Source organism: Arthrobacter sp. 10N44_2, assembly GCF_056394385.1.
This window is the reverse complement of record NZ_JBFTHT010000014.1, coordinates 86997-107017: the sequence shown is the minus strand read 5'-3', so window position 1 is coordinate 107017 and position 20021 is coordinate 86997. Positions and strand designations below refer to the sequence as shown.

Genomic DNA, 20021 nt, shown 5'->3' with positions numbered 1-20021 from the left:
ACCTTTGGAGCCCGCCATGGAACTTGATTCGACCGAACTCACCCCGATCATCAACCGGCTCAAGCGCGCCCAGGGACAGCTCGCCGGCGTCACGCGCATGCTCGAGGAGGGGAAGGACTGCAAGGACATCGTCACCCAGCTCGCCGCTGTCTCGAAGGCTTTGGACCGGGCAGGCTTCGCCATCATCGCGAGCGGCCTCGAGCAGTGCCTTCTCCGCGGGGACACGAGCATGGATACCAAGGATCTGGAAAAGCTCTTCCTGTCCCTTGCCTGATGCCGCCACTATTACCGCAGGAGCAGCCATGAGCTATACGCATACCGTCACGGTCCCGCTGACCTGGGAAGAGGCTGTGCAGCGCACCCGTGAGGCCCTCGCCGGACAAGGCTTCGGCATTCTCTCGGAGATCGACGTCCGAGCCACGTTTGAGGCCAAACTCGGCGCCGGTGCCGCCGAGGAGCTCGGCGACTACATGATCCTGGGCGCCTGCAACCCGGCCCTGGCCAGTCGGGCATTCTCCGCGGAACCGGACATGGGCGCGCTGCTGCCCTGCAACGTCGTCGTCCGCCGGGGCAAGGACGCCGCCGAGACCACCATCCAGGCCATCGACCCGCAAACCATGGTGAAGCTCAGCAACAGCCCCGCCGTCCGCGACGTCGCCAACGACGCCGACACCCGGCTCCGCGCCGCCCTGCACACACTCAGCGGCGCAGAAATCCCGGGGAACTGAAGCACCCGACGCCTCGACGGCATCAAGATGCCCGGCCGGGCCGCCGGCCGGTGCTGAGGCATCAACACTACCGTTTGGATGGCAGCCTCTGGAGTTGTTCCGGGGGGATCCGAGGGTGGAAGAGTTGTGCGTGCACGCCCGCGTTGTCAGTAGACGCCGCCACGGCTGGCCCCGGCTCACCCTTGCCGGGGGATGCGCGGGGCGGGGGCGGGCGGCAGAGTGCAGATATGACGAAGACCCGCGAGCGCAAGGGCTGGCTGCGCCAGGCGGCGCCCGGACTCAATGCCGTGGCTACGTACCATAAGGACTGGTTCGGCAAGGACATCGTTGCCGGGGTTGTCCTGACGACGTTGCTCGTTCCGCAGGGCATGGCCTATGCCGAGCTGGCGGGGCTGCCGCCGATCACCGGGCTGTACACGAGCATCCTCTGCCTGCTCGCCTACGCGGTCTTTGGCCCGTCCCGCATCCTGGTCCTGGGGCCCGACTCTGCCCTCGGGCCCATGATCGCCGCGACGGTCCTGCCCCTTGTCGCGTCCGACGGCGACCCGCAGAAGGCGATCGCGCTCGCGTCGATGCTTGCCCTCATGGTCGGCGCCATCATGGTCTTGGCGTCCGTGGCCAAGCTCGGCTTCATCGCCGACCTCATCTCCAAGCCGACGATGATCGGCTACATGAATGGTCTCGCGATCACCATCCTGGTGGGCCAGCTCCCGAAGCTCTTCGGGTTCAAGATCGAAAGCGAAAACTTCATTGGCGACCTGGTCGGATTCGTCGAGGGCGTGGCCAATGGCGAGACTGTGGTCGCCGCGGCGGCGGTCGGCATCGGCGGGATTGTGCTGATACTGGTTCTGCAGCGGTGGCTGCCCAAGGTCCCGGCGGTACTCGTCATGGTGGTCGCCGCGATCGCGGCCACGGCGGTCTTCGATCTGGCCGCAAAGGGCGTCTCGCTGGTCGGGGAACTCCCGCGGGGATTCCCGCCGTTCACCATTCCCCAGGTGGACTTCGCGGACCTCGGGCTGATGTTCGCCGGGGCCCTCGGTATTGCGCTGGTGTCCTTGACGGACACGATCTCGACGTCGACGGCGTTCGCCGCACGCACCGGGCAGGAAATCCGCGGCAACCAGGAGATGATCGGGATCGGTGCCGCGAACCTGGCCGCGGGCCTCTTCCAGGGCTTCCCGGTCAGCACCAGCGGATCCCGGACCGCTGTCGCTGAACGTTCCGGCTCGAAGTCGCAGCTCACGGGCGTGACGGGCGCCGTGCTGATTCTCCTCATGCTGGTGTTTTTGCCGGGGCTGTTCCGGAACCTGCCACAGCCGGCACTGGCGGCCGTGGTGATGACGGCGTCGATCTCCCTCGCCGACATTCCCGGAACGGTTCGGCTCTGGCACCAGAGGCGCACCGAGTTCTACCTGTGCATGGCCGCCTTCCTTGGGGTCGCGTTCCTGGGCGTCCTGCCCGGCATCGGCATTGCGGTGGGGCTGTCCATCCTGAACATCTTCCGCCGGGCGTGGTGGCCGTACGAGACCGTGATCGGGCGGGTGCCCGGCTATGAGGGGTTTCACGACATCCGCGTCCACCCGGATGCGAAGCACCTGCCCGGCCTGGTGATCTACCGGTGGGACGCCCCGTTGTTCTTCGCCAACGTCCGGCCGTTCCGCGACAACATCCGGCACCTGGCACGAACGGAACCCAAACCGCGGTGGATCGTCATCGCGGCCGAGCCGATCACGGACGTTGACACCACCGCCGCGGACGTCTTGCTCGATCTGGATGTCGAACTGAACGCGCAGGGTATCTCCCTGGTGTTCGCCGAGGTCAAGCACAGGACCCGGGAGAAGATCGAAAAGTACGGATTGACCCGCGAAATCGAGCCGGAGCATTTCTATCCCACCACCGAAGCAGCGGTTGCCGCCTACATGGCCCAGACCGGCGCCCAATGGAGCGCCGAAGAGTAACGGCAGGGGAGCAGACGTGGTTCCTCCTTAGCGGTGAATACGATCTGACCCTGAAGTGAGCAGCACGGAGTCGACGGCGGAGGCAGGCGCCGCACGCCATGCACCCCGGTCCAGGACCACTGTGGTCAGGACTGCCAGAACCACGACGGCGAAGTAGATCAGTTCCGCCCGGCCAGCCTCGGCACCGGAGAAACCGAAGGAACCCACCGTAAACGTGCCTTGACTGTCGTGGAAGAGGTATGTGAGCAGTACGCTTCCGCCAGTGCGGTTGAACAGCCACACGTAGAGGAAAGTGATGGCGAAGGTGGTGGGCAGCCCGATCAGGCTGAGCTGCCCGAACACGACCAGTGGAACGTGCCAGAGGGCCACCACAACGCCCAGGAGTGCCGCGGACCGCAGCGGCGCCCACCTCGCCTGGAGCAGCGGCAGGGCATACCCGCGGAAACCGGGTTCCTCTCCCAGAGGTCCGTCCAGCGGATTGACCAGGCGCACGGCAAAAACGGCCAGGAGCCCGGACCACGTCACCTGGGCCAGCCCCGGTGCAGGGGCGCCGAGTGCCATGTTCGCGAATCCAGTGACCAAGGCCATCAACGGCGGGAGGAAGAGGGCCACGGCGTACCAGACCCAGCCCACCCGCCACCGGATGAGCCGCCGGCCCCACGCCCGGAAGCCGGCCCTGCCCTCGGCGAGCCCAATGACCATCAGGGCCGCAGCCAGCGGACCGATCGGCAGGAATTCGAACTGCGGCATCAGCCCGGCCGCATAGAGCGGCCAGGAGCACCAGGAGATCGCGAACGCCAGGACAAAGAACGCCGGGAGGCGGTGACGCTGCAGCCAGACCTTGAAACGCGGCATGACGGCTCCTGGGGAGCAGGGACGGATACGGCTCATTGTCCGCCCGCGGGCGCCCCCGAATCCAGCAATGCCGAAACGGGCACCCTCCGCGGACCGCAGCCGGCGTTCCGCTGGCATCACGAGAACAACGCGGGGTCACTTACGGCCGGTCCGAGGCGCTTCGATGGGCCGTAAGTGACCCCGCGTTGTTTTTCTACTCGCGGGTAGGGCCGAGTTGGTCCCTCGCGCCCCCCGCCCAGCCCTGTCATAGTGGGTCACGACACACAGAGTTAACCGGATCCGCTCGCAAAAACCATGGTTTCCTTGGCAAAATGCAGGTGGATCAATTGCTTCTAAAGGAGACCCATGGGCGCGAACACCGCGGAAAACACCAACCTTCGGCTTAAGGCCGTGCTGGATGTTCTGGCAGAGGAGGTATGGACGGGCGAGAAGCTGAACGCCGGAGCCGTGCTGGGCGAGGCAATCGCACGGGTGCCGCTCAACGACCACGAACGCGAACTCCTCAGTGGCGGCATTCCCCGCGGCCACAAGACGCTGACCACCGCCACGGCCAAGCTGGTCAAGGCCGGCTGGCTGGTTAAGGGCCGCTCCGGTTGGTCCATCACCGACGACGGCCAGCGCGCCACGGTGGCTTTCGCCGAGCCTGCCATCTTCGCGACAGCGATCGACGCCGGCACTCCCGTTCCGGCGGGCACCCCGCTGCCGACTGCTCCCGCGGGAAAGCCGGCGAAGCCGGAGAAGGCAGCAAAGACAGCAGCAAAGGCAGAAACGGCGCCGGCCGCCACGGCTGAGGAAGCGCCGTCGACCACATCCAAGGTGGCCGGCAAGGCCGCCAAGCTCATCGAGGAGGCCGTGGCCCCCGTGGCCAAGGCGGTGCGCAAGCGCAAGCCCGCAGCGAAGGCCGCACAGCCCGCGGCAGCTCCGGCAGAAGCCCCGGCGGCGGCGGCCTCTGCTGTCAGCGTCGACACCATCGAGCAGCCGGACGCAGTCGCGGTTGCCGGCGACTTCAGCATTCTGCTGGGCGCGCCCGCCAACTGGGCGCCGCAGTACGACGAAGTCCAGATGGAACTGGACCAGGTGGATCAGCTCTGGAAGATCGCCGCGGACATTCCCGCCGGCTTCTACTCCTTCAAGATCGCCCTCAACCGGTCCTGGGACGAAAACTACGGTGCATTTGGCGTCTTCGACGGACCCAACCACGAAGTCCACCACGGCGGCGGCCTCCTGGTCATCCAGTACGATCACCGCACCCGGGACATCGTCCAGCCGTAGCACCGACGCGCAACCGTCCTGCCGACGCGCAAATGACCCTGCGACACCCGAAATCGGGTGTTTGCAGGGCCATTTGCGCGCCGCGGGCGGGTTTGCCCATCCTGACCCTGCCCTGCCCTGCCCTGCCTGAGCCTGCTCATCCTGAGTCCGCCAAGCCTGGGTCTGCCCCGCCTAACCCTGCCGAGGAACGGCGGCCCGGCCTAGCATTGCCTCATGGAGACCGTCGAGGTTGCGGGCCTGCGCATCCGGTACCGGCGTGCGGGCCAGGGTCCGCCGCTGGTCCTGCTGCACGGCGCCTACGAAGACAGCCGCATCTGGCGGCGGCAGCTCGAGGATTTGTCGGCTGACTTCACGGTTTTCGCCTGGGATGCACCGGGGTGCGGCGGCTCGGACGATCCGCCGCCGGACTTCACCGGCCAGGACCTGGGCGACGCCCTGGCAGGTTTTTTGCGGGAAGCGGTTCCCGGCCGGCCGCACGTCCTCGGGCTGTCCATGGGCTCCGGCATTGCGTTGGAGCTCTACCGGGCACATCCGTCAGTGCCTGCGTCGCTGCTGCTGGTCTCGGCGTACGCCGGTTGGGCCGGATCTTTGCCGCCCGAGGAAGTCGAGCGCCGCTATGCGCAGGTGCTCGCCGAACTCGATCAGCCGGCGGAACAATTCATCCCCGTATGGCTGCCCACGCTGTTCACGGAACACGCTGATAAGGCGGCGGTGCAGGAAACCAGCGCCATCATGGCCGACTTCCACCCGGGCGGCATGCGGGCACTGCTGAACGCGAACGCCCACGCCGACTACCGCGATGTGCTGCCCACCATCGCGGTGCCCACCCTGCTGCTGTACGGCACGGACGACGTCCGCTCGCCGCAGAGCGTGGCCCGCGAGATGAACCGGCGGATCCCTGGTTCGACGCTGGTGATGATTCCCGACGTCGGGCACATGGCGGCCGTCGAAGCGCCGGCTGCCTTCAACGCGGAGGTGCGCCGGTTCCTGCACGGACTCTCCGCGCGGTGACGCCCGCTAGAACCGGGTCGGGTCCGGCCGCGGCGGCACCGGGCCGGGATCCGGAATCGGGAGGGGGCCGGGCGGCGTCGGGAACGGACCCGGTTCCGGTGACGGAGTGGGCGCGGGACCGGGTACCGGCTCGGGCCCCGGAACCGGCGGTGGCGTGACCGGACCGGGTTCCGGCGGAAATGGGTCTCCGGGCTCCGGCGGCGGCGTCGTGGGGCCGGGTTCTGGCGGAAACGGATCGGGGCCGGGGGGTGGTGGAATAGTCATGCGTGGCTTCCTTTCGTGGGCTGGCGTTCAGGATCGTCGATCAGGCACCGCGGCGCAGGCGCAACACCTGCAGTTCCCAGGGCCGCAGGCGCACCGCGCCCGCGGAAAGGCCCTCCCGCACCCCACCCGCGGCTGAACCCGGGCCGGAGCCGCCGTCGGAGGCGTCGGCGTCGGCCGGATAGTTGCCCAGGACCAGCTCCGCGTCACCCCAGGCCTCGTCCCCGAGGTCCGCGTCGCGCACCTCGCCGGAGAAGTTGCCCAGCACCAGCAGCTCCGGAATCCCGGCGCCGTCCGTGGGACCGTCTGCGGGACTGCCGGAAGAAACGGCTGAACCGGGCCCGGTCAGGGCCCGGGTGAACGCATAGACGTGCGGGTCATCCGGCAGCAGCATGGTGAAGTTCCCGTGCGAGACCACCGGTTCCGCATGCCGCAGCGCTATCACCTGGCGGTAGAAGCTGTAGACCGAATCCGGATCATCCACCTGGGCGGCGGCGTTGATGTGGTTGGCATTCGGGTTCACCGCGATCCAGGGTGCCCCGGTGGTGAAGCCGGCATGCCGGGAGGCGTCCCACTGGACTGGGGTCCGCGCGTTGTCCCGGTTCAGCGGCGCGAGGGCGGCGAGGACCTCGGCGTCGGTGTGGCCCAGGTGCGTGGTGGCTTCGCGGTGGTGGTTGAGGACCTCGATGTCGCGGTAATCGCTGATCGCGCCGAACGTCATGTTGGTCATGCCCAGTTCTTCACCCTGGTAGACGTAGGGCGTGCCGCGGTGCAGGTGCAGGACGCCGGCCAGCATTTTGGCGGAGAGCTCGCGGTATCGGGGGCTGTCGTCGCCGAAGCGGGACACGGCGCGGGCCTGGTCGTGGTTGCCCCAGTACAGGCTGTTCCAGCCCGTCTCGGCCAGCCCGTCCTGCCAGCGGCCCAGGGTCCGCTTCAGCTCGGTGAGCAGGAGTTTCTTGGGCCGCCACTTGTCGCCGTCCTCCTGGTCCAGCGCCACGTGCTCGAACTGGAACACCATGTCCACCTCGGCCCGGGCTGGGTCGGTGTACAGGATGGCGTCGTCCACGGTCACGCCGGGCATTTCGCCGACGGTGAGCAGTTCGCCGGTGCGCTTCGCGAAGACTTCCCGCTGCATCTCTTGCAGGAACTCGTGCATGCGGGGGCCGTCGATGTAGAACGGGGAGCCGTCACCAAAGAGCTTGCCGTCGGCCACCGGGCCGTCCGGGAGCGAGGTGTCCTTGGAGATGAAGTTGATGACGTCCATCCGGAACCCGTCCACGCCCCGGTCCAGCCACCAGTTCATCATCTCGTAGACCGCGGCGCGGACCTCCGGATTCTCCCAATTCAGGTCCGGCTGCTTCTTCGAAAAGATGTGCAGGTAGTACTCCCCGGTGGCCTGGTCGAACTCCCACGCGGGCCCGGAGAACGCCGAGCCCCAGTTGGTTGGCTCCGCCGCCTTGCGCCGCGGGGAGGCGCCGGCGTCGACGTCCCGCGGCGGCCGCCACCAGTACCAGTCGCGCTTCGGGTTCTCCTTCGAGGACCGGGATTCCACGAACCAGGGGTGCTCGTCCGAGGTGTGGTTGACCACCAGGTCCATCACCAGCTTCATGCCGCGCGCGTGCAGCCCGTCGGTCAGTTCCCGGAGCTCCTCGAGGGTACCGAACAGCGGGTCCACGTTCCGGTAGTCGCTGATGTCGTAGCCGTTGTCGTCCTGCGGGGAGGTGTAGATCGGGGAGAGCCAGACGACGTCGACCCCCAGCCGCTGGAGGTAGTCCAGCCTGCCGATGATTCCGCGGAGGTCGCCGATGCCGTCGCCGTTGGAGTCGGCAAAGCTGCGCGGATAGATCTGATAGACGACGGCGCGTTGGAACCAGTCGCCGGCAGTCGCCTTGGGTGTTTCCGTGGGGGCTTCTTCGACCGTCATGGGGACTCCTCAGCTGGTCCGGCAGACAAGGGGGCAGCGCGTTGCTGACCCGCCAACGTCTGATTATTGACCAGTTGGCGGGGGCTGGGAAGACCTGCCCGGTCCGGCTGTGCTGTCGTGCTGTCCAGGCGCGGCCGCCCGGCCCCTCTTGACAAGGAACCCCTGCATTTCAGTTCTGCGAGGCGATGGCGTTGTCGCGGTCCTCGAAGACGTCCTCGCCCGGTCCGGAGAAGGCCTTGGAGCGCTGGATCGCCTCGATGGATCCGGTGAACAGTTGGGAGTCGTGGGGATCCGGGTGCCGGTGGTGCTCGGCCGTAGCCTTGCCGGGGCGCTTGGAGCCCGTGACGGCGTCGGACGCGTTGCCGGAAGTGGACGCCGCCAGTGCCGACGGCAGCGATTCGAGGCGGACGTGGGGGAGCGCCGTCGGGTGGTCCTGCTGCAGGAACAGCACCAGTTCCTCGCGGATCAGGCAGCGGAGGTCGAACAGGGAGGCGCTGTCCGCGGCGCTGACCAGAATGCGCACGCGGACAAAGCCGGCGGTGGCGTCCGTGATCTGCAGGATCCCCACACGCTTGTCCCACAACGGCGTATCGGCCAGGACCTTCTTCAGCTCGCCGCGCATTGCCTCGACGGGAGCGCGCCAGTCGAGGTCGAACTCCACGGTGCCCATAACCTCGGACTGCCGCCGGGTCCAGTTCTCGAAGGGGGTGGTGGTGAAGTACGTCGAGGGCAGGATCAGCCGGCGGTCGTCCCAGATGTGGACCACCACGTAGGTCAGGGTGATCTCCTCGATCCGGCCCCATTCCTTCTGGACCACCACCACGTCGTCCACCCGGATCGCGTCCGTGAAGGCGAGCTGGATGCCGGCGAAGACGTTGACCAGCGAGGTCTGCGCGGCGAGGCCCGCGACAATCGAGATCACGCCTGCGGAAGCCAGGAGCCCGGCGCCGAGCGCCTGGATCGCGGGGAACGTCAGCATCATGCTGCCCAGGGCCACCACCGCAATCAGTGCGACGCCGATCCGCCGGGCCAGGATCACCTGGGTGCGCAGCCGCCGGGCGCGCCGGTTGTCCGCGACATCCACCCGGTACCGGGTCAGCACCATTGCCTCGATGATGAGCAGCATGGCGATGGCCAGCCAGGCCAGCGAACCGATGAGCGCAATCAGCAGCAAATGGTCCAGGCCGTGGCGCCATTCAAGATCCCCGCCGCTCGTGGCGAGCGCGATCCGGACGGCGATCAGGCACAGCGACAAGCGCAACGGCAGCCGGGCCACGCGGGAGGTCTCGCGCAGTTCGGGCTTGCTGCGGTTGAGCCGGAGCACAATCTTGCGCACCAGCCAGGACAGGACGAGCCCGGCAACCACGGCGAGGGCCATGGCCAGGAACGGCATTGCTTGGGTGAGGAACTCTTGCATTACTTAAGCTCTAGCAAGCTTCCACGGGCAACTGAAATCGCCGGGATGTCAACGTGGGTCTCCTCACGCCGCTGCAGGAGCCGGCGGGCACGGCAAGTCTTCGGCAGGTTCCGGCGCGGACCATCGCAGTCCAGCGCAGTCCGGCCGCGGGCCCGGACAGAGTTCGGCCCGCCACTCCGGGACTTTTGCCTCTTGATTTTGCCGACGGACGCTCCAGAATGGTCGAACCACTTGAATCCCAGGGGGAGGGTGACATGCGTCGACTCGCGGCGTTCGGCACGGCAGCGTCGGCCGGCTTCTTGGTTGCGGCGCTGCTGGGCGCCTGCGGTGCGCCCGCGGGCCCGGGGCCGACGTCGCCGTCGATGCCCACCGTGCCCCCACTGACGTCCGCGCCGGCCAGTAGCGGCGCCGTCGATGTCCCGCCGACCGAGCCGCCGTCGGCGCCGGGCACTCCGGCGCCGACGGCGGCGGATTGGCAGAGCCTTAAGACCCCGGACGGGAAGCTCGAGTTCGATCACCCCGCCGAGTGGACCGTCAAGGACCGCGGCGCCGAGGCGGCACCCGGCGGCGTGTTCCTGGAGGTCCTGAACGCGGGCGGCAAGTCGCTGGCCACCTTGAAGACCAACGTCGCCCCGGGTGCGGAATGCACGCAGCGGATCCCCTACCAGGTGCTCGATCTGGTGCAGGTTCCGGCCCTGGCCCAGCAGGGCGTCACGCCGCACTTCATCTTTGAGTTGCGGCTGTATCCGGCCGAGAAGGACCCAGCGAAGGCCAACGTCATGGCCTACGGCATCAGCTCCGCGCCCAAGCCGTCCGGGCCCGATGCCTGCCCGATTTTCCAGTTCTTCACCTGGCCGCCCAGCGGAGCGTCGTTCGGGGGCGTCTATAACCCCTTCGACACCACCCCGGGCAACGAGCCCTTTGTCGACACCCCGGAGGCCTATCTGGAGACCTCCGAATACCAGGACATCAGGAAGATGATCACCTCGCTGCGCCCGGCGGGGCAGTAGGGCCGGCCCGGGCTCATGGCGAGGCGACGGCTCACAGCGGCTGCGGTTCCGGCTCCGTTTGTTTCGGCGCTGGTGCTCGCGGTCCTGCTGCTGGCCGGCTGCGGCTCACCGGCGGCGCCCCCTGCGACATCCGGCGCTGCGCCGGAGGCAACGTCCGCAGGTCCGCCTGCCGGAGGCACCCAACCGGGAAATGACCAGCCGGGAAACACCCAGTCGGGAGACTCTTCGCAGGGGACACAGGGAACCACGCCGTCGGAGTCAGCCACGGACACAGCATCGGGAACGGCTCCGGGGAGCACCGCGGCGGCAACCCCGACGACGTCGGCCCTCCCGCCGTCGTCGTCCGGCTGGAAGACGTTCACGACGTCGGACGGGACGCTGAGTTTCGACTACCCGGCCGAGTGGGAGATCCGGGACCCTGCAGGGGAGGCGCCGCTGGGCGGTGAGTTCGTGGACGTTGTGAACGCCGCCGGGAAGCAGATGGCCGCGCTGCGCACGAACATCGTCACGGGCGCCGAATGCGGCGATCAACAGCCCTACTTGCTCATCGACTCTCAGCCGATGCAGGCGCTCGCCGAACCCGGTGCGGCGGACCAGAGCCCGCCGCGCTACGTCTTCGAGGCCCGGGGCGACTTCGGGGCGGCGGAGGCTTCGCCGCCCACCTACGCGTCGTACGGCATCACCATGATGCCGGAGGAGACCGGGCCCACGTCGTGTCCGATGTTTCAGCTCTTCCTCTGGCCGCCCAGCGGCGCGCTGTTCGGGCAGGCGTATGACCCCGGGAAAAACACGACGCCGGGGGACCCCGGGCTGCCGTACCTGGAGAAGGCGAAGCTCTACGCCAGCACGGCGGAGTACCAGGACGTCCGGAAGATGATCACGTCGCTGCGTCCGGCGGGCAACGGCGCGGCCACGGGCACGGGGACTGGCGCCGCGACGGAACCGGCGAAGTAGCTGCGTTAGACGACGCTGGGTTAGACAGCAGGCAGGTGCCGGTGGCGGTGACGGTGTTCCCGGACCGCAGGTGTCGGCGAGGCGTTCCTGCCGCCGCGCTGCCCGGTCCACGGGTTGCTGCTGACCTCCCGGATCAGCCCGGTGCCGGCGCACTCGCGCACGGCCATGATGCCGTCCGCCGCCTGGCGCTTGTCGTCGAATGCTGTGGAAATCGCCAACACGGTCCCGTCGGCGGCAAGGAGCCGGAACCGTACATTGGATTCCGCGTCGGTGAAGATTTCGAACTGTCCAGCCATTGTCTTGTCCTTGTCTAGCGGTGGTGACCGCCGGTGGAGGGTAAGAGCACTTCTTTGTGCTGTTGCCGGGTCTTCGACAAATCGCTGCAGTGCCGGTAGCCACCCTTTCGTGGACGGCGTCCCCGGGAAAGAGGCAAAGGTCCCTTGGTGTCTGGCGGATGAGACTGGGCCGGCAGTACCAAACCCTGTGTGCCGAAACCGGGCGCCCGGATGGGCGCTACATTGGGAACATGGCGGGCAAACATCCTGTGCAGTTTCCGGCGGATTCCGGCGAGCCGGTGCGGCTGAACGCGCGGGTGTCCGGTGTGGTCCAGGCGGTCGGCTTCCGCTACTGGACGGTCCGGAAGGCCGAGGAACTGGGGCTCAGCGGCACGGTCCGGAACAACACCGACGGCTCCGTGGGCATCGTGGCCGAGGGGCCGCAGTCCGTGGTGCTGGAACTGCGGCGCTGGCTGCGCTCGCCGGAGGCGCCCGGCCGGGTGGAGGACGTCGACGAATCGGTCTCGGCCGCGACGGGGGAGTTCGGCGGATTCGACGTGGCCTACTAGGGCTGCAGCTTTCCGGTGGCCGGTCCGGGGCCGGTCCGGGGCCGGTCCGGGGCGAAGGACCCTCGGCAGGGGCCCGGTTTCTGAGTAGGGTGGCCCCATGCAGAAGATATCGCTCGATGCCCTTGCCCGGCAGCAGCTGGCTGCCGCGGTTGCGGCACCCAGCGGACGGGCTGCGGACACTGCGTTTGGCGGGCATGAGAAAGTCCTGCGCCAGACCGTTATGGCGTTCAGGGCGGGGACGCAGCTGAGCGAGCACCAGAACCCCGGCGAGGCGACCGTGTTTGTGCTCCGCGGCTGCGTGCGCCTGCGGGCCGGCAACGAATCGTGGCAGGGCAAGACCGGCGATCTGCTGATCGTGCCCGAGGGGCTGCACAGCCTGGAGGCCGAGGAAGATTCGGCGATCCTCATGACCGTGGCGAAAATCAAGACCTGACGGCCCAGCCGCAGGCGGCGAGACCGGTCGAAGCCACTCCAGGGGCCGGATTACCGCAAGGAGCAGGACATGACTGTCATCCCTTTCGACGAGGTCCCAAAGACCCGGCGGTGGTGGGCCAGGGGGGCCTTCGCCGCAGTTATCCTCGCGGTGGCTGTCCCGTTGGTGGCGGCGGGTTTGGCAGGCACTATTGCGCTGGTCACGACCGGCCTGGGCGCCGTGTTGGTGGCCGTGGCAGCGATCTACTGGTTCCTCATCAGCCGGGGTCTTCTGCGCTGGTTTGCGCTGGCGCTGGCGGTACTCGCACCCCTTGTGGTCGTGGCCCTCTACATCCAGGGGAGCCTCCTCCGGGAGGTGGCTATTGCCGTTGCGCTGGCATTCGTTGCCCTGGTCTGTGCCCGCGCCGCGCTCCGGGAAAGGGGTGAGGGCAAAGCCATGCCCGAGCACCCCGCCCCTGCCTGGCAGCATGCTTTCCTGGTGATGAATCCGCGTTCCGGCGGGGGCAAGGTGGTGAAGTTCGACCTCCAGCGGAAGGCGGAAGAACTCGGCGCCGAGGTGGCGCTTCTTGAGGGACCGGGGCCGGTCGACGTCGACGCGTTGGCCCGGCAGGCCGTGGAGCGCGGGGCCGATCTGCTCGGCGTCGCCGGTGGGGACGGCACCCAGGCGCTGGTGGCCGGCATTGCGGCCGAGCACAACCTTCCGTTCCTGGTGATCAGCGCCGGCACGCGCAACCATTTCGCCCTGGATCTCGGGCTGGACCGCGAGGACCCGACAGGCTGCCTCGATGCCCTCCGGGACGGGGTGGAGCTTCACGTCGACCTCGGCAAGATTAACGGCCGCACCTTCGTCAACAACGCATCCTTCGGGGTGTACGCCGAGGTGGTGCAGAGCCCTGCGTACAGGGACGACAAGGCCGGTACCGTGCTGGAGATGCTTCCGGACCTGATCAGGGGCGATAAGGGTGCGCGGCTGCGGGCGCAGGCTGACGGGGAGACGGTGGACGGCCCGCAGGCGGTGCTGGTGAGCAACGGTCCGTACGGCAGCAATGACCTCGCCGGCCTGGGCCGCCGAACCCGGCTGGACCGCGGCGTGCTCGGCGCGGTGGCGATTTCCGCCGCCAACACCCGGGAAGCGGTTGGCCTGCTGCGCCGTGCCACGAAGCGCGGCCTGATCCAACGCACCGCGGCGGAGGTGGTGGTCGACGCCGACGTGCCCGATATCCCCGTCGGAGTGGACGGTGAGGCTCTGCTGATGAGCACACCGGTACGGTGCACCATCGAACCCCGCGCACTGCGGGTACTGGTTCCGCGGAACCGTCCGGGCGTCCCGCCGGCCCAACCGGCGCTGGATCTGGTCCGGCTCCGCGAGCTGGCGTGGGGCCGGCACGTGTCTGCGCCGTCTGCGCCGTCGTCCGCCGTTCCTCCGCACGCCGGCGGGGGATCGTAGGCTCGGCAGATCTGGCCTGAACCGTGTACGACGGCGACTAGTTGTGCCGTGCCCACAACTGCAGCCACACGAGCAGGCGCGTTTCGGCGTCGTCGAGGTCTATGCCGAAGAGCGGCTCCACCCGGGACAATCGGTACCGGACCGTGTTGACGTGCACATCCAGCGACTTGGCGGCGTCGATCGCGTTTCCGCCGCAGCTGAGGTAGGCGTAGATCGTCTCCTCGAAGGACTTCCTGTGCTGTTCGTCGTACGCCGCGATGCTCAGCGCGTGCGCCCCGGGCAGTTGGCCTGCGGCCGTCAGCGCCGAGACGAACTGGCGCAGCAGCAGACGCGAGCCGAGGGAGTCGTCGTCGGCCACGATGTCATCGGAATCGGCGGCGATGCGCCCCTCTGCGACGTTGCGCACAAGTTCGGACAAGACCAGTTCCGCGTTGACCCTGGAGTCCTCCAGCCGGTCGATCGTCGCCGCGGCGCCGAGCGCGGCCAGGACCGGGCGTGCGAGCAGCCGCCGCGCATTCTGCACAATCTTCAGAAGCGCGGTGCGCTGGAATTGGCGTGAGGTTTCGGTGGTTTGCGGCAGGACGATGTACACGATGTTGTCCGAGAGCCCGCAGACGGCCGAGGGCAGCCGGATGGCGCAGGCGGTCCGGATGGTGTCGAAGAGCCGGAGGCGGGACTGCAGCGTTTCGGCCGCGATGGCCTCGGACGGCCAGACGCCCAGGGCCGCAACCCGGATCGACGGCGCCGAGATCCCGAGCCTGATGGCGGCCAGTTCGGCGCGTTTCGGATCGAACAGCAGCGGCTGGACGAGATCGATTTGGCGGGTCAGGTTCGAGACGTAGGTGGTCCGTTTGTGCAGGATGTGGAGCGCGGCCACGTTGGCGGCTTCGCGCAGGATCCGGTTGGCGTCCTCGTTGTGGTGGTCCGCCAATTCAAGGAGCCAGAGCGAGCCCAGAACGGAGTCGCCGGCCCGGATCGCTATGGCCGTGCGCCGGAGCGAGGGATCCTGCGTGGCCACATCCAGCGCATCGGTGGAGGCATGGACACGGCGGTAATCGTTGTCCGTTTCCAACGAATGCGGCACCTGCAGGCTCAGGATGGAGCTCCGGCGCGTCTCGTCAATGGGCTGGTCCGGGAGGGTGGAATACGCCAGGATCGTCTGCTCGGGATCGGCGATCGCGATGGCACCGCCGGCCTGGGCCGCCACCGTGTTGGCGAGGTCGAACAGGTCTCCGGGCCGGATGTCCACCAGGGTCCGGCCCGATTGCCGGTGCGGGACCACTGCGGCGTCCATGATCTCCGCGAGCTGGTTCCAGGGCACCGAGTCGGAGGCCCGGAACAGCGCCATCCCATTGTCCCGGGCGGCTGCCCGCAGGACTTCGTCCGAGGTGCCGTTGGATTTGTAGACGATCGCCACGTACCCGGCGTCGCTGAGTTCCCGCACTTTCGCGCCCAGACGCTTCCCGGAAAGGGACAAACCAATGGCCAGGGCAACGGCACCCGGGAACTTGGCGGGCCGCGCCGTCGAGTCGTAGAGAACCGAGCCGGCGACAATCTGCCGGTCATCTGACGGCATTTCCACGAGGCTGAGAATTTCCGAGCCCGCCGAGCGGGCGACGTCGGCCAGGGTAGGCAGCGCGTGCGTCTTCACCTCCGATGCCGTCACCGGGACACCCAAGAAGCTGTTTGGTATTCGCTACTAATGATTGGCCCCTCAATTTGTCGATAACTCCATGGTGATGCGGAGCTTCATTTCCTACGCTGAACCATAACGCAGCACAGTTCAACGGAAGGCCGTCATTGAAAATCAGCGAAGCCAGGCAACTCGTCCAGGTGAAGGCCCCCGTCTTGTCCCGCCAACGGCGCGTGCTGGCGGGCGCCTACAACGTCGAGGAATTCCGGAAAGCGGCGCGCAAGGTCCTGCCGGCCGGGATTTTCGATTATCTCGACGGCGGATCCGAAGATGAAGTGACGCTCCGCCGCAACCGGGCCGTCTTCGACGCCTGGGCCCTCATGCCCAGCTGGGGCCCGGTGTCCGGACCCGATACGACGACGACCCTGCTAGGAAAAGAAAGCGCGCTGCCGCTGACCTTGACCCCCACCGGGGCGACCCGGCTGTTCCATCCCGAGGGCGAGCTGGCCGTCGCGGCCGCCGCGGACCGGGCCCGCATCCCCTATGGGCTGGCCGGGCTGAGCACCGTGCCCATGGAAACCATCGCAGAGCACCACCCGTCCCTTGACCGCTGGTTCAACTTTGGCCTCACCTCCGACGCCCAGGCGATGAAGAACAAACTGGCCCGCTGCAAGGCAGCCGGATTCAACACCCTGATTGTCGGCGTCGACACGCGGGCACTGGGTTCCAGGGAACGCGACCTCCACAACGGATTCACCGCCCCTCCCGCGCTCACACTGTCAACCATCGCGGACATCGCCCGGCGCCCTTCCTGGTGGATCAACTTTTTGAAGTCGGACGGCATCAGCTTCCCGAACCTGGATCCGCAGAGCCCCGCCGCATCCTCCGTGGTGACCCCGACCATGTGGCAGCACATCCTGGGCCACTCGGATGCCAGCAGCGGCTGGAAGGAACTTGAGGCCCTGCGGCAGGCCTGGCACGGCAAAATCGTGCTCAAGGGCTGCGTCAACCCGGCCGACGTCGCGAAGGCCTCCCGGATTGGCCTGGACGCCGTCCAGTTGAGTAATCATGGCGGCCGCCAGCTCGATCACATGCTGAGCCCCATGGACGTCCTCCAGGAATCGCGGCAACGGGTGGGCGATTCGATCGAGATCTACGTGGACTCGGGCATCCGACGGGGGAGCGACATCCTCAAGGCGCTGGCGCTGGGAGCCGATGCCTGTTCGATCGGCCGGGCCTACCTGTACGGATTGGTAGCGGCCGGCTCACCGGGCGTCGGACGCATCATCGACATCTTCGGGGATGAACTGCGGCGTACGATGACGTTAGTGGGCGTCTCCAGTATTTCCGAGTTGAAGGCCCGGGGCGGGGAAATTCTTCGGGATATTCGTCATTCCGGAGAACTTCTTGAGACAAGAGCGTCGGAAAACACAAATTCTTGAGTTTTGAATAAGCAGTCATGCAGTGCCCTCCCGCAGCGTTGCGGGAGCCTAGAGAATCCCTGAACAGATAAGGAAGCCATGCGCACCCGATACCTTCTTCCAGTTCTGACCATAGCCACGGCGCTCTCGCTCTCGGGCTGTGTCAACAACAGCGAACCCGCCGCCACCGGCTCGGCATCCGGTACCGCTGACGCCATCGACGTGCAAAAGAATGACTCCATTGCTGCCTCGCTCCCGGAAAAAATGAAGAGCTCCGGCGTGCTCAACGTCGGCATGGCCAACAACTACCCGCCCAACGAGTTCAAGGACGATAACGGCGAACCGGCAGGCTGGTCCGTGGACCTCACCAATGCCCTGGGCAAGGTTATGGGGTTGAAGGTCAACTTCGACATCGGCACCTTCGATAACATTCTGCCGGCGGTGAAGGCAGGGAAGGACGACATGGGAATGTCGTCCTTCTCCGACACACTGGAACGCGAAAAGCAGGTCGATTTCGTGAACTACTACTCGGCCGGTATCCAGTGGGCGTCGCCCAAGGGCAAGAATGTGGACCCGAACAACGCCTGCGGGCTTAAGGTCGCCGTCCAGGCCACCACCTATGAGGACACGCATGAGGTGCCGGCCAAGTCGAAGGCGTGCACGGATGCAGGCAAGCCGGCGATCACCATCTTCAAGTACGACGCGCAGGACCAGGCAACCAACGCCCTCGTGGTGGGGCAGGTCGATGCGATGAGCGCCGATTCGCCCGTGACTCTGTATGCGATCTCCAAGACCAAGGACAAGCTGCAGACCGCCGGCGACGCCTTTGAGGTGGCGCCGTACGGGATGCCCGTGGCCAAGGGCAGCGAATTTACCCCGGTCCTGCAGAAGGCGTTGCAGGCACTGATCGACGACGGTACGTACAACAAGATCCTGTCCAAGTGGGGCGTCGAGTCCGGTGGCGTCAAGACAGCAACTCTCAACGTGGCAGCCAAAGGGTGATAGCAAATGAGCGAGCCGGAATCCGACAGGATGATTGAGTCGGAGCCTGACAGGAAGCCTCGGGACCGGGGCGGGCAGGACACGGACACCTCGCCGGCGGAGGCGATCGTGGCGATCCCGCTGCGGCACCCGTGGCGGATCGTGATTGCCGTGGTTCTGCTGCTTGGGTTGGCGGTATTTGTCCTGGACGCCGCCCAGCGCTCGGACTATGGCTGGCCGGATGTGGGGAAGTACATTTTTGACCGCCGGATCAGCCAGGCCGCGTGGGTGACGTTGTGGCTGACCATCTACTCGATGATCGGCGCGATCGTCATCGGCCTGCTGCTGGCCATCATGCGGCTCTCACCGAATCCGGTACTCAAGAGCATTGCCTGGCTGTACATCTGGATCTTCCGCGGAACCCCGGTCTACGTGCAGTTGGTGTTCTGGGGCATCGTGGCCCTGATCTACCCGGTGTTCACGCTGGGGATTCCGTTCACGACGCCGTGGGTCACCGTCCCGAACGAGATCTTCACAAACCTGTTCATTACCGCCGTGATCGGTCTGGCCTTGAACGAGGCCGCCTACATGTCTGAAATCGTGCGTGCCGGCCTGCTGTCCGTGGACGAGGGCCAGGCGGAGGCTTCAACGGCCCTGGCCATGTCCTGGGGCCAGACCATGCGGTATGTGGTGGTTCCGCAGGCCATGAAGATCATCATTCCGCCGACCGGCAACGAAGTCATTTCAATGCTCAAGACCACATCCCTGGTGGCCGCGATCCCATTGAGCATCGACCTCTACGGGGTGTCCCGCGGCATTTCAGCCGTGACGTTCACCCCCGTCCCGCTGCTGATTGTTGCTTCGCTCTGGTACCTGCTCTTCACCTCCGTCCTCATGGTCGGGCAGCACTTCATCGAAAAGCGGTTCTCCCGCGGAACCGGACGGATCAAGACAGGCAAGGCACCCGCCGCGCCCGAACCGGCGCCGACGGCCGGACCTGGCGCGCCGGGTGCACCGCTCGGCACAGATTTTGGAGGTAAGGGATGACGGGCGTGCCAATGGTTCTTGCGGAGAAGGTTTCCAAGAATTTCGGATCCAACAGAGTCCTGCGTGGGATCAGCCTGGAGGTCGACCCCGGGGAAGTCCTCTGCATCGTGGGGCCCAGCGGTTCGGGCAAGTCGACGTTCCTGCGCTGTATCAACCACTTGGAAGTGGTTGACGGCGGCCGGCTGTCGGTCGACGGACAGCTGGTCGGCTACCGTCAAAAAGGCGAGAAGCTCTACGAACTCAAGCTCAAGGAAGCTGCTTTCCAGCGGCAGGAAATCGGAATGGTGTTCCAGCGGTTCAACCTGTTCCCGCACCTGACCGCGGTGGAGAACATCATTCTTGCGCCCATGCGGGTGAAGAAGATTTCCAAGGCCGCTGCCACGGCAAGGGCCATGGAGTTGCTGGAGCGCGTGGGGCTGGGGGACAAGGGCGATGCCTATCCGGCGCACCTTTCGGGCGGCCAGCAGCAGCGGGTGGCGATTGCCCGTGCGTTGGCCATGGACCCCAAGCTGATGCTCTTCGACGAACCGACCAGTGCTTTGGACCCGGAGCTGGTGGGCGAGGTGCTCGATGTCATGAAGGGACTGGCCAAGAGCGGCATGACCATGATTGTAGTGACCCACGAGATGGGGTTCGCCCGCGAGGTGGCCGACACCCTGGTCTTCATGGACGACGGCGTGGTGGTGGAGGCCGGGGCTCCCCGCCAGATCCTGAGCGATCCCCAGCACGACCGGACCAAGGCGTTCCTCTCCAAGGTGCTGTGACGCCGAGGGTTGACGGCGCGGCGGTGAGCCCTGGCCTCTCGGGGGCAGTGGCATCACCGCCG

The 20021-nt window shown here is 66.9% G+C and carries 19 protein-coding genes; 14 read left to right on the top strand and 5 right to left on the bottom strand.

What is annotated here, in order from left to right; genetic code table 11:
- Positions 1-16 precede the first annotated feature (16 nt).
- From AC1DBX_RS15190 to AC1DBX_RS15180, 3 genes are all read left to right on the top strand, one after another.
- Positions 17-274: a metal-sensitive transcriptional regulator gene (locus tag AC1DBX_RS15190; RefSeq protein WP_476932140.1), complete on the top strand. Its 258-nt coding sequence runs from the start codon at positions 17-19 to the stop codon at positions 272-274.
- A gap of 28 nt (positions 275-302) precedes the next feature.
- Positions 303-728 (top strand): DUF302 domain-containing protein, encoded by a 426-nt coding sequence (locus AC1DBX_RS15185; protein ID WP_476859734.1) that lies wholly within the window; start codon positions 303-305, stop codon positions 726-728.
- Positions 729-955: 227 nt separating this feature from the next.
- On the top strand, positions 956-2686 hold the full coding sequence (locus AC1DBX_RS15180) for a SulP family inorganic anion transporter (protein WP_476851639.1): 1731 nt from the start codon (positions 956-958) through the stop codon (positions 2684-2686).
- A gap of 27 nt (positions 2687-2713) precedes the next feature.
- Here the strand turns inward: AC1DBX_RS15180 and AC1DBX_RS15175 are convergent, their stop codons facing one another.
- Positions 2714-3541 (bottom strand): CPBP family glutamic-type intramembrane protease, encoded by an 828-nt coding sequence (locus tag AC1DBX_RS15175; protein WP_476932139.1) that lies wholly within the window; start codon positions 3539-3541, stop codon positions 2714-2716.
- 345 nt (positions 3542-3886) lie between these two features.
- Here AC1DBX_RS15175 and AC1DBX_RS15170 point away from each other — a divergent pair, with 345 nt between their 5' ends.
- Both AC1DBX_RS15170 and AC1DBX_RS15165 read left to right on the top strand, forming a co-directional pair.
- Positions 3887-4813 (top strand): pullulanase X25 domain-containing protein, encoded by a 927-nt coding sequence (locus tag AC1DBX_RS15170; RefSeq protein ID WP_476932138.1) that lies wholly within the window; start codon positions 3887-3889, stop codon positions 4811-4813.
- Between the two features lie 213 nt (positions 4814-5026).
- Positions 5027-5824 (top strand): alpha/beta fold hydrolase, encoded by a 798-nt coding sequence (locus tag AC1DBX_RS15165; protein ID WP_476932137.1) that lies wholly within the window; start codon positions 5027-5029, stop codon positions 5822-5824.
- Positions 5825-6128: 304 nt separating this feature from the next.
- On the opposite strand, the gene AC1DBX_RS15160 is transcribed toward AC1DBX_RS15165, so the two are convergent.
- Together AC1DBX_RS15160 and AC1DBX_RS15155 are read right to left on the bottom strand one after the other, a co-directional pair.
- Positions 6129-8009 carry an alpha-glucosidase gene (locus AC1DBX_RS15160; protein WP_476932136.1) on the bottom strand — a complete coding sequence of 627 codons (1881 nt, stop codon included), beginning with the start codon at positions 8007-8009 and terminating at the stop codon, positions 6129-6131.
- A 169-nt stretch (positions 8010-8178) separates the two neighbouring features.
- Positions 8179-9426 carry a mechanosensitive ion channel family protein gene (locus tag AC1DBX_RS15155; protein ID WP_476851634.1) on the bottom strand — a complete coding sequence of 416 codons (1248 nt, stop codon included), beginning with the start codon at positions 9424-9426 and terminating at the stop codon, positions 8179-8181.
- Between the two features lie 218 nt (positions 9427-9644).
- Here AC1DBX_RS15155 and AC1DBX_RS15150 point away from each other — a divergent pair, with 218 nt between their 5' ends.
- Positions 9645-10436: a hypothetical protein gene (locus tag AC1DBX_RS15150; protein WP_476851633.1), complete on the top strand. Its 792-nt coding sequence runs from the start codon at positions 9645-9647 to the stop codon at positions 10434-10436.
- A gap of 15 nt (positions 10437-10451) precedes the next feature.
- Entirely contained in the window at positions 10452-11390 is a 939-nt protein-coding gene (locus AC1DBX_RS15145; RefSeq protein WP_476932135.1) for a hypothetical protein, read from the top strand.
- A 20-nt stretch (positions 11391-11410) separates the two neighbouring features.
- Here AC1DBX_RS15145 and AC1DBX_RS15140 read toward each other — a convergent pair whose 3' ends face one another.
- Positions 11411-11686 carry a YegP family protein gene (locus tag AC1DBX_RS15140; protein ID WP_243182192.1) on the bottom strand — a complete coding sequence of 92 codons (276 nt, stop codon included), beginning with the start codon at positions 11684-11686 and terminating at the stop codon, positions 11411-11413.
- 230 nt (positions 11687-11916) lie between these two features.
- Between AC1DBX_RS15140 and AC1DBX_RS15135 the strand changes: the two genes are divergently transcribed.
- From AC1DBX_RS15135 to AC1DBX_RS15125, 3 genes are all read left to right on the top strand, one after another.
- Entirely contained in the window at positions 11917-12234 is a 318-nt protein-coding gene (locus AC1DBX_RS15135; protein ID WP_476873565.1) for an acylphosphatase, read from the top strand.
- 97 nt (positions 12235-12331) lie between these two features.
- Positions 12332-12667 (top strand): cupin domain-containing protein, encoded by a 336-nt coding sequence (locus AC1DBX_RS15130; protein WP_026538519.1) that lies wholly within the window; start codon positions 12332-12334, stop codon positions 12665-12667.
- Positions 12668-12736: 69 nt separating this feature from the next.
- Positions 12737-14113: a diacylglycerol/lipid kinase family protein gene (locus AC1DBX_RS15125; protein WP_476932134.1), complete on the top strand. Its 1377-nt coding sequence runs from the start codon at positions 12737-12739 to the stop codon at positions 14111-14113.
- A 37-nt stretch (positions 14114-14150) separates the two neighbouring features.
- Here the strand turns inward: AC1DBX_RS15125 and AC1DBX_RS15120 are convergent, their stop codons facing one another.
- Positions 14151-15779, bottom strand: a complete 1629-nt coding sequence (locus AC1DBX_RS15120; RefSeq protein ID WP_476932133.1) for a PucR family transcriptional regulator — start codon at positions 15777-15779, stop codon at positions 14151-14153.
- Between the two features lie 134 nt (positions 15780-15913).
- On the opposite strand from AC1DBX_RS15120, the gene AC1DBX_RS15115 reads away from it, so the two are divergent.
- The 4 genes from AC1DBX_RS15115 to AC1DBX_RS15100 all read left to right on the top strand — a co-directional run bounded on the left by AC1DBX_RS15115 (position 15914) and on the right by AC1DBX_RS15100 (position 19959).
- Positions 15914-17188: an alpha-hydroxy acid oxidase gene (locus tag AC1DBX_RS15115; RefSeq protein ID WP_476932132.1), complete on the top strand. Its 1275-nt coding sequence runs from the start codon at positions 15914-15916 to the stop codon at positions 17186-17188.
- Between the two features lie 78 nt (positions 17189-17266).
- Entirely contained in the window at positions 17267-18169 is a 903-nt protein-coding gene (locus AC1DBX_RS15110) for an ABC transporter substrate-binding protein (RefSeq protein WP_028277463.1), read from the top strand.
- A 6-nt stretch (positions 18170-18175) separates the two neighbouring features.
- Positions 18176-19195 (top strand): amino acid ABC transporter permease, encoded by a 1020-nt coding sequence (locus AC1DBX_RS15105; RefSeq protein ID WP_476932131.1) that lies wholly within the window; start codon positions 18176-18178, stop codon positions 19193-19195.
- On the top strand, positions 19192-19959 hold the full coding sequence (locus AC1DBX_RS15100; RefSeq protein ID WP_275959779.1) for an amino acid ABC transporter ATP-binding protein: 768 nt from the start codon (positions 19192-19194) through the stop codon (positions 19957-19959). The genes AC1DBX_RS15105 and AC1DBX_RS15100 overlap by 4 nt, the downstream gene beginning before the upstream one ends.
- Positions 19960-20021: the final 62 nt, after the last annotated feature.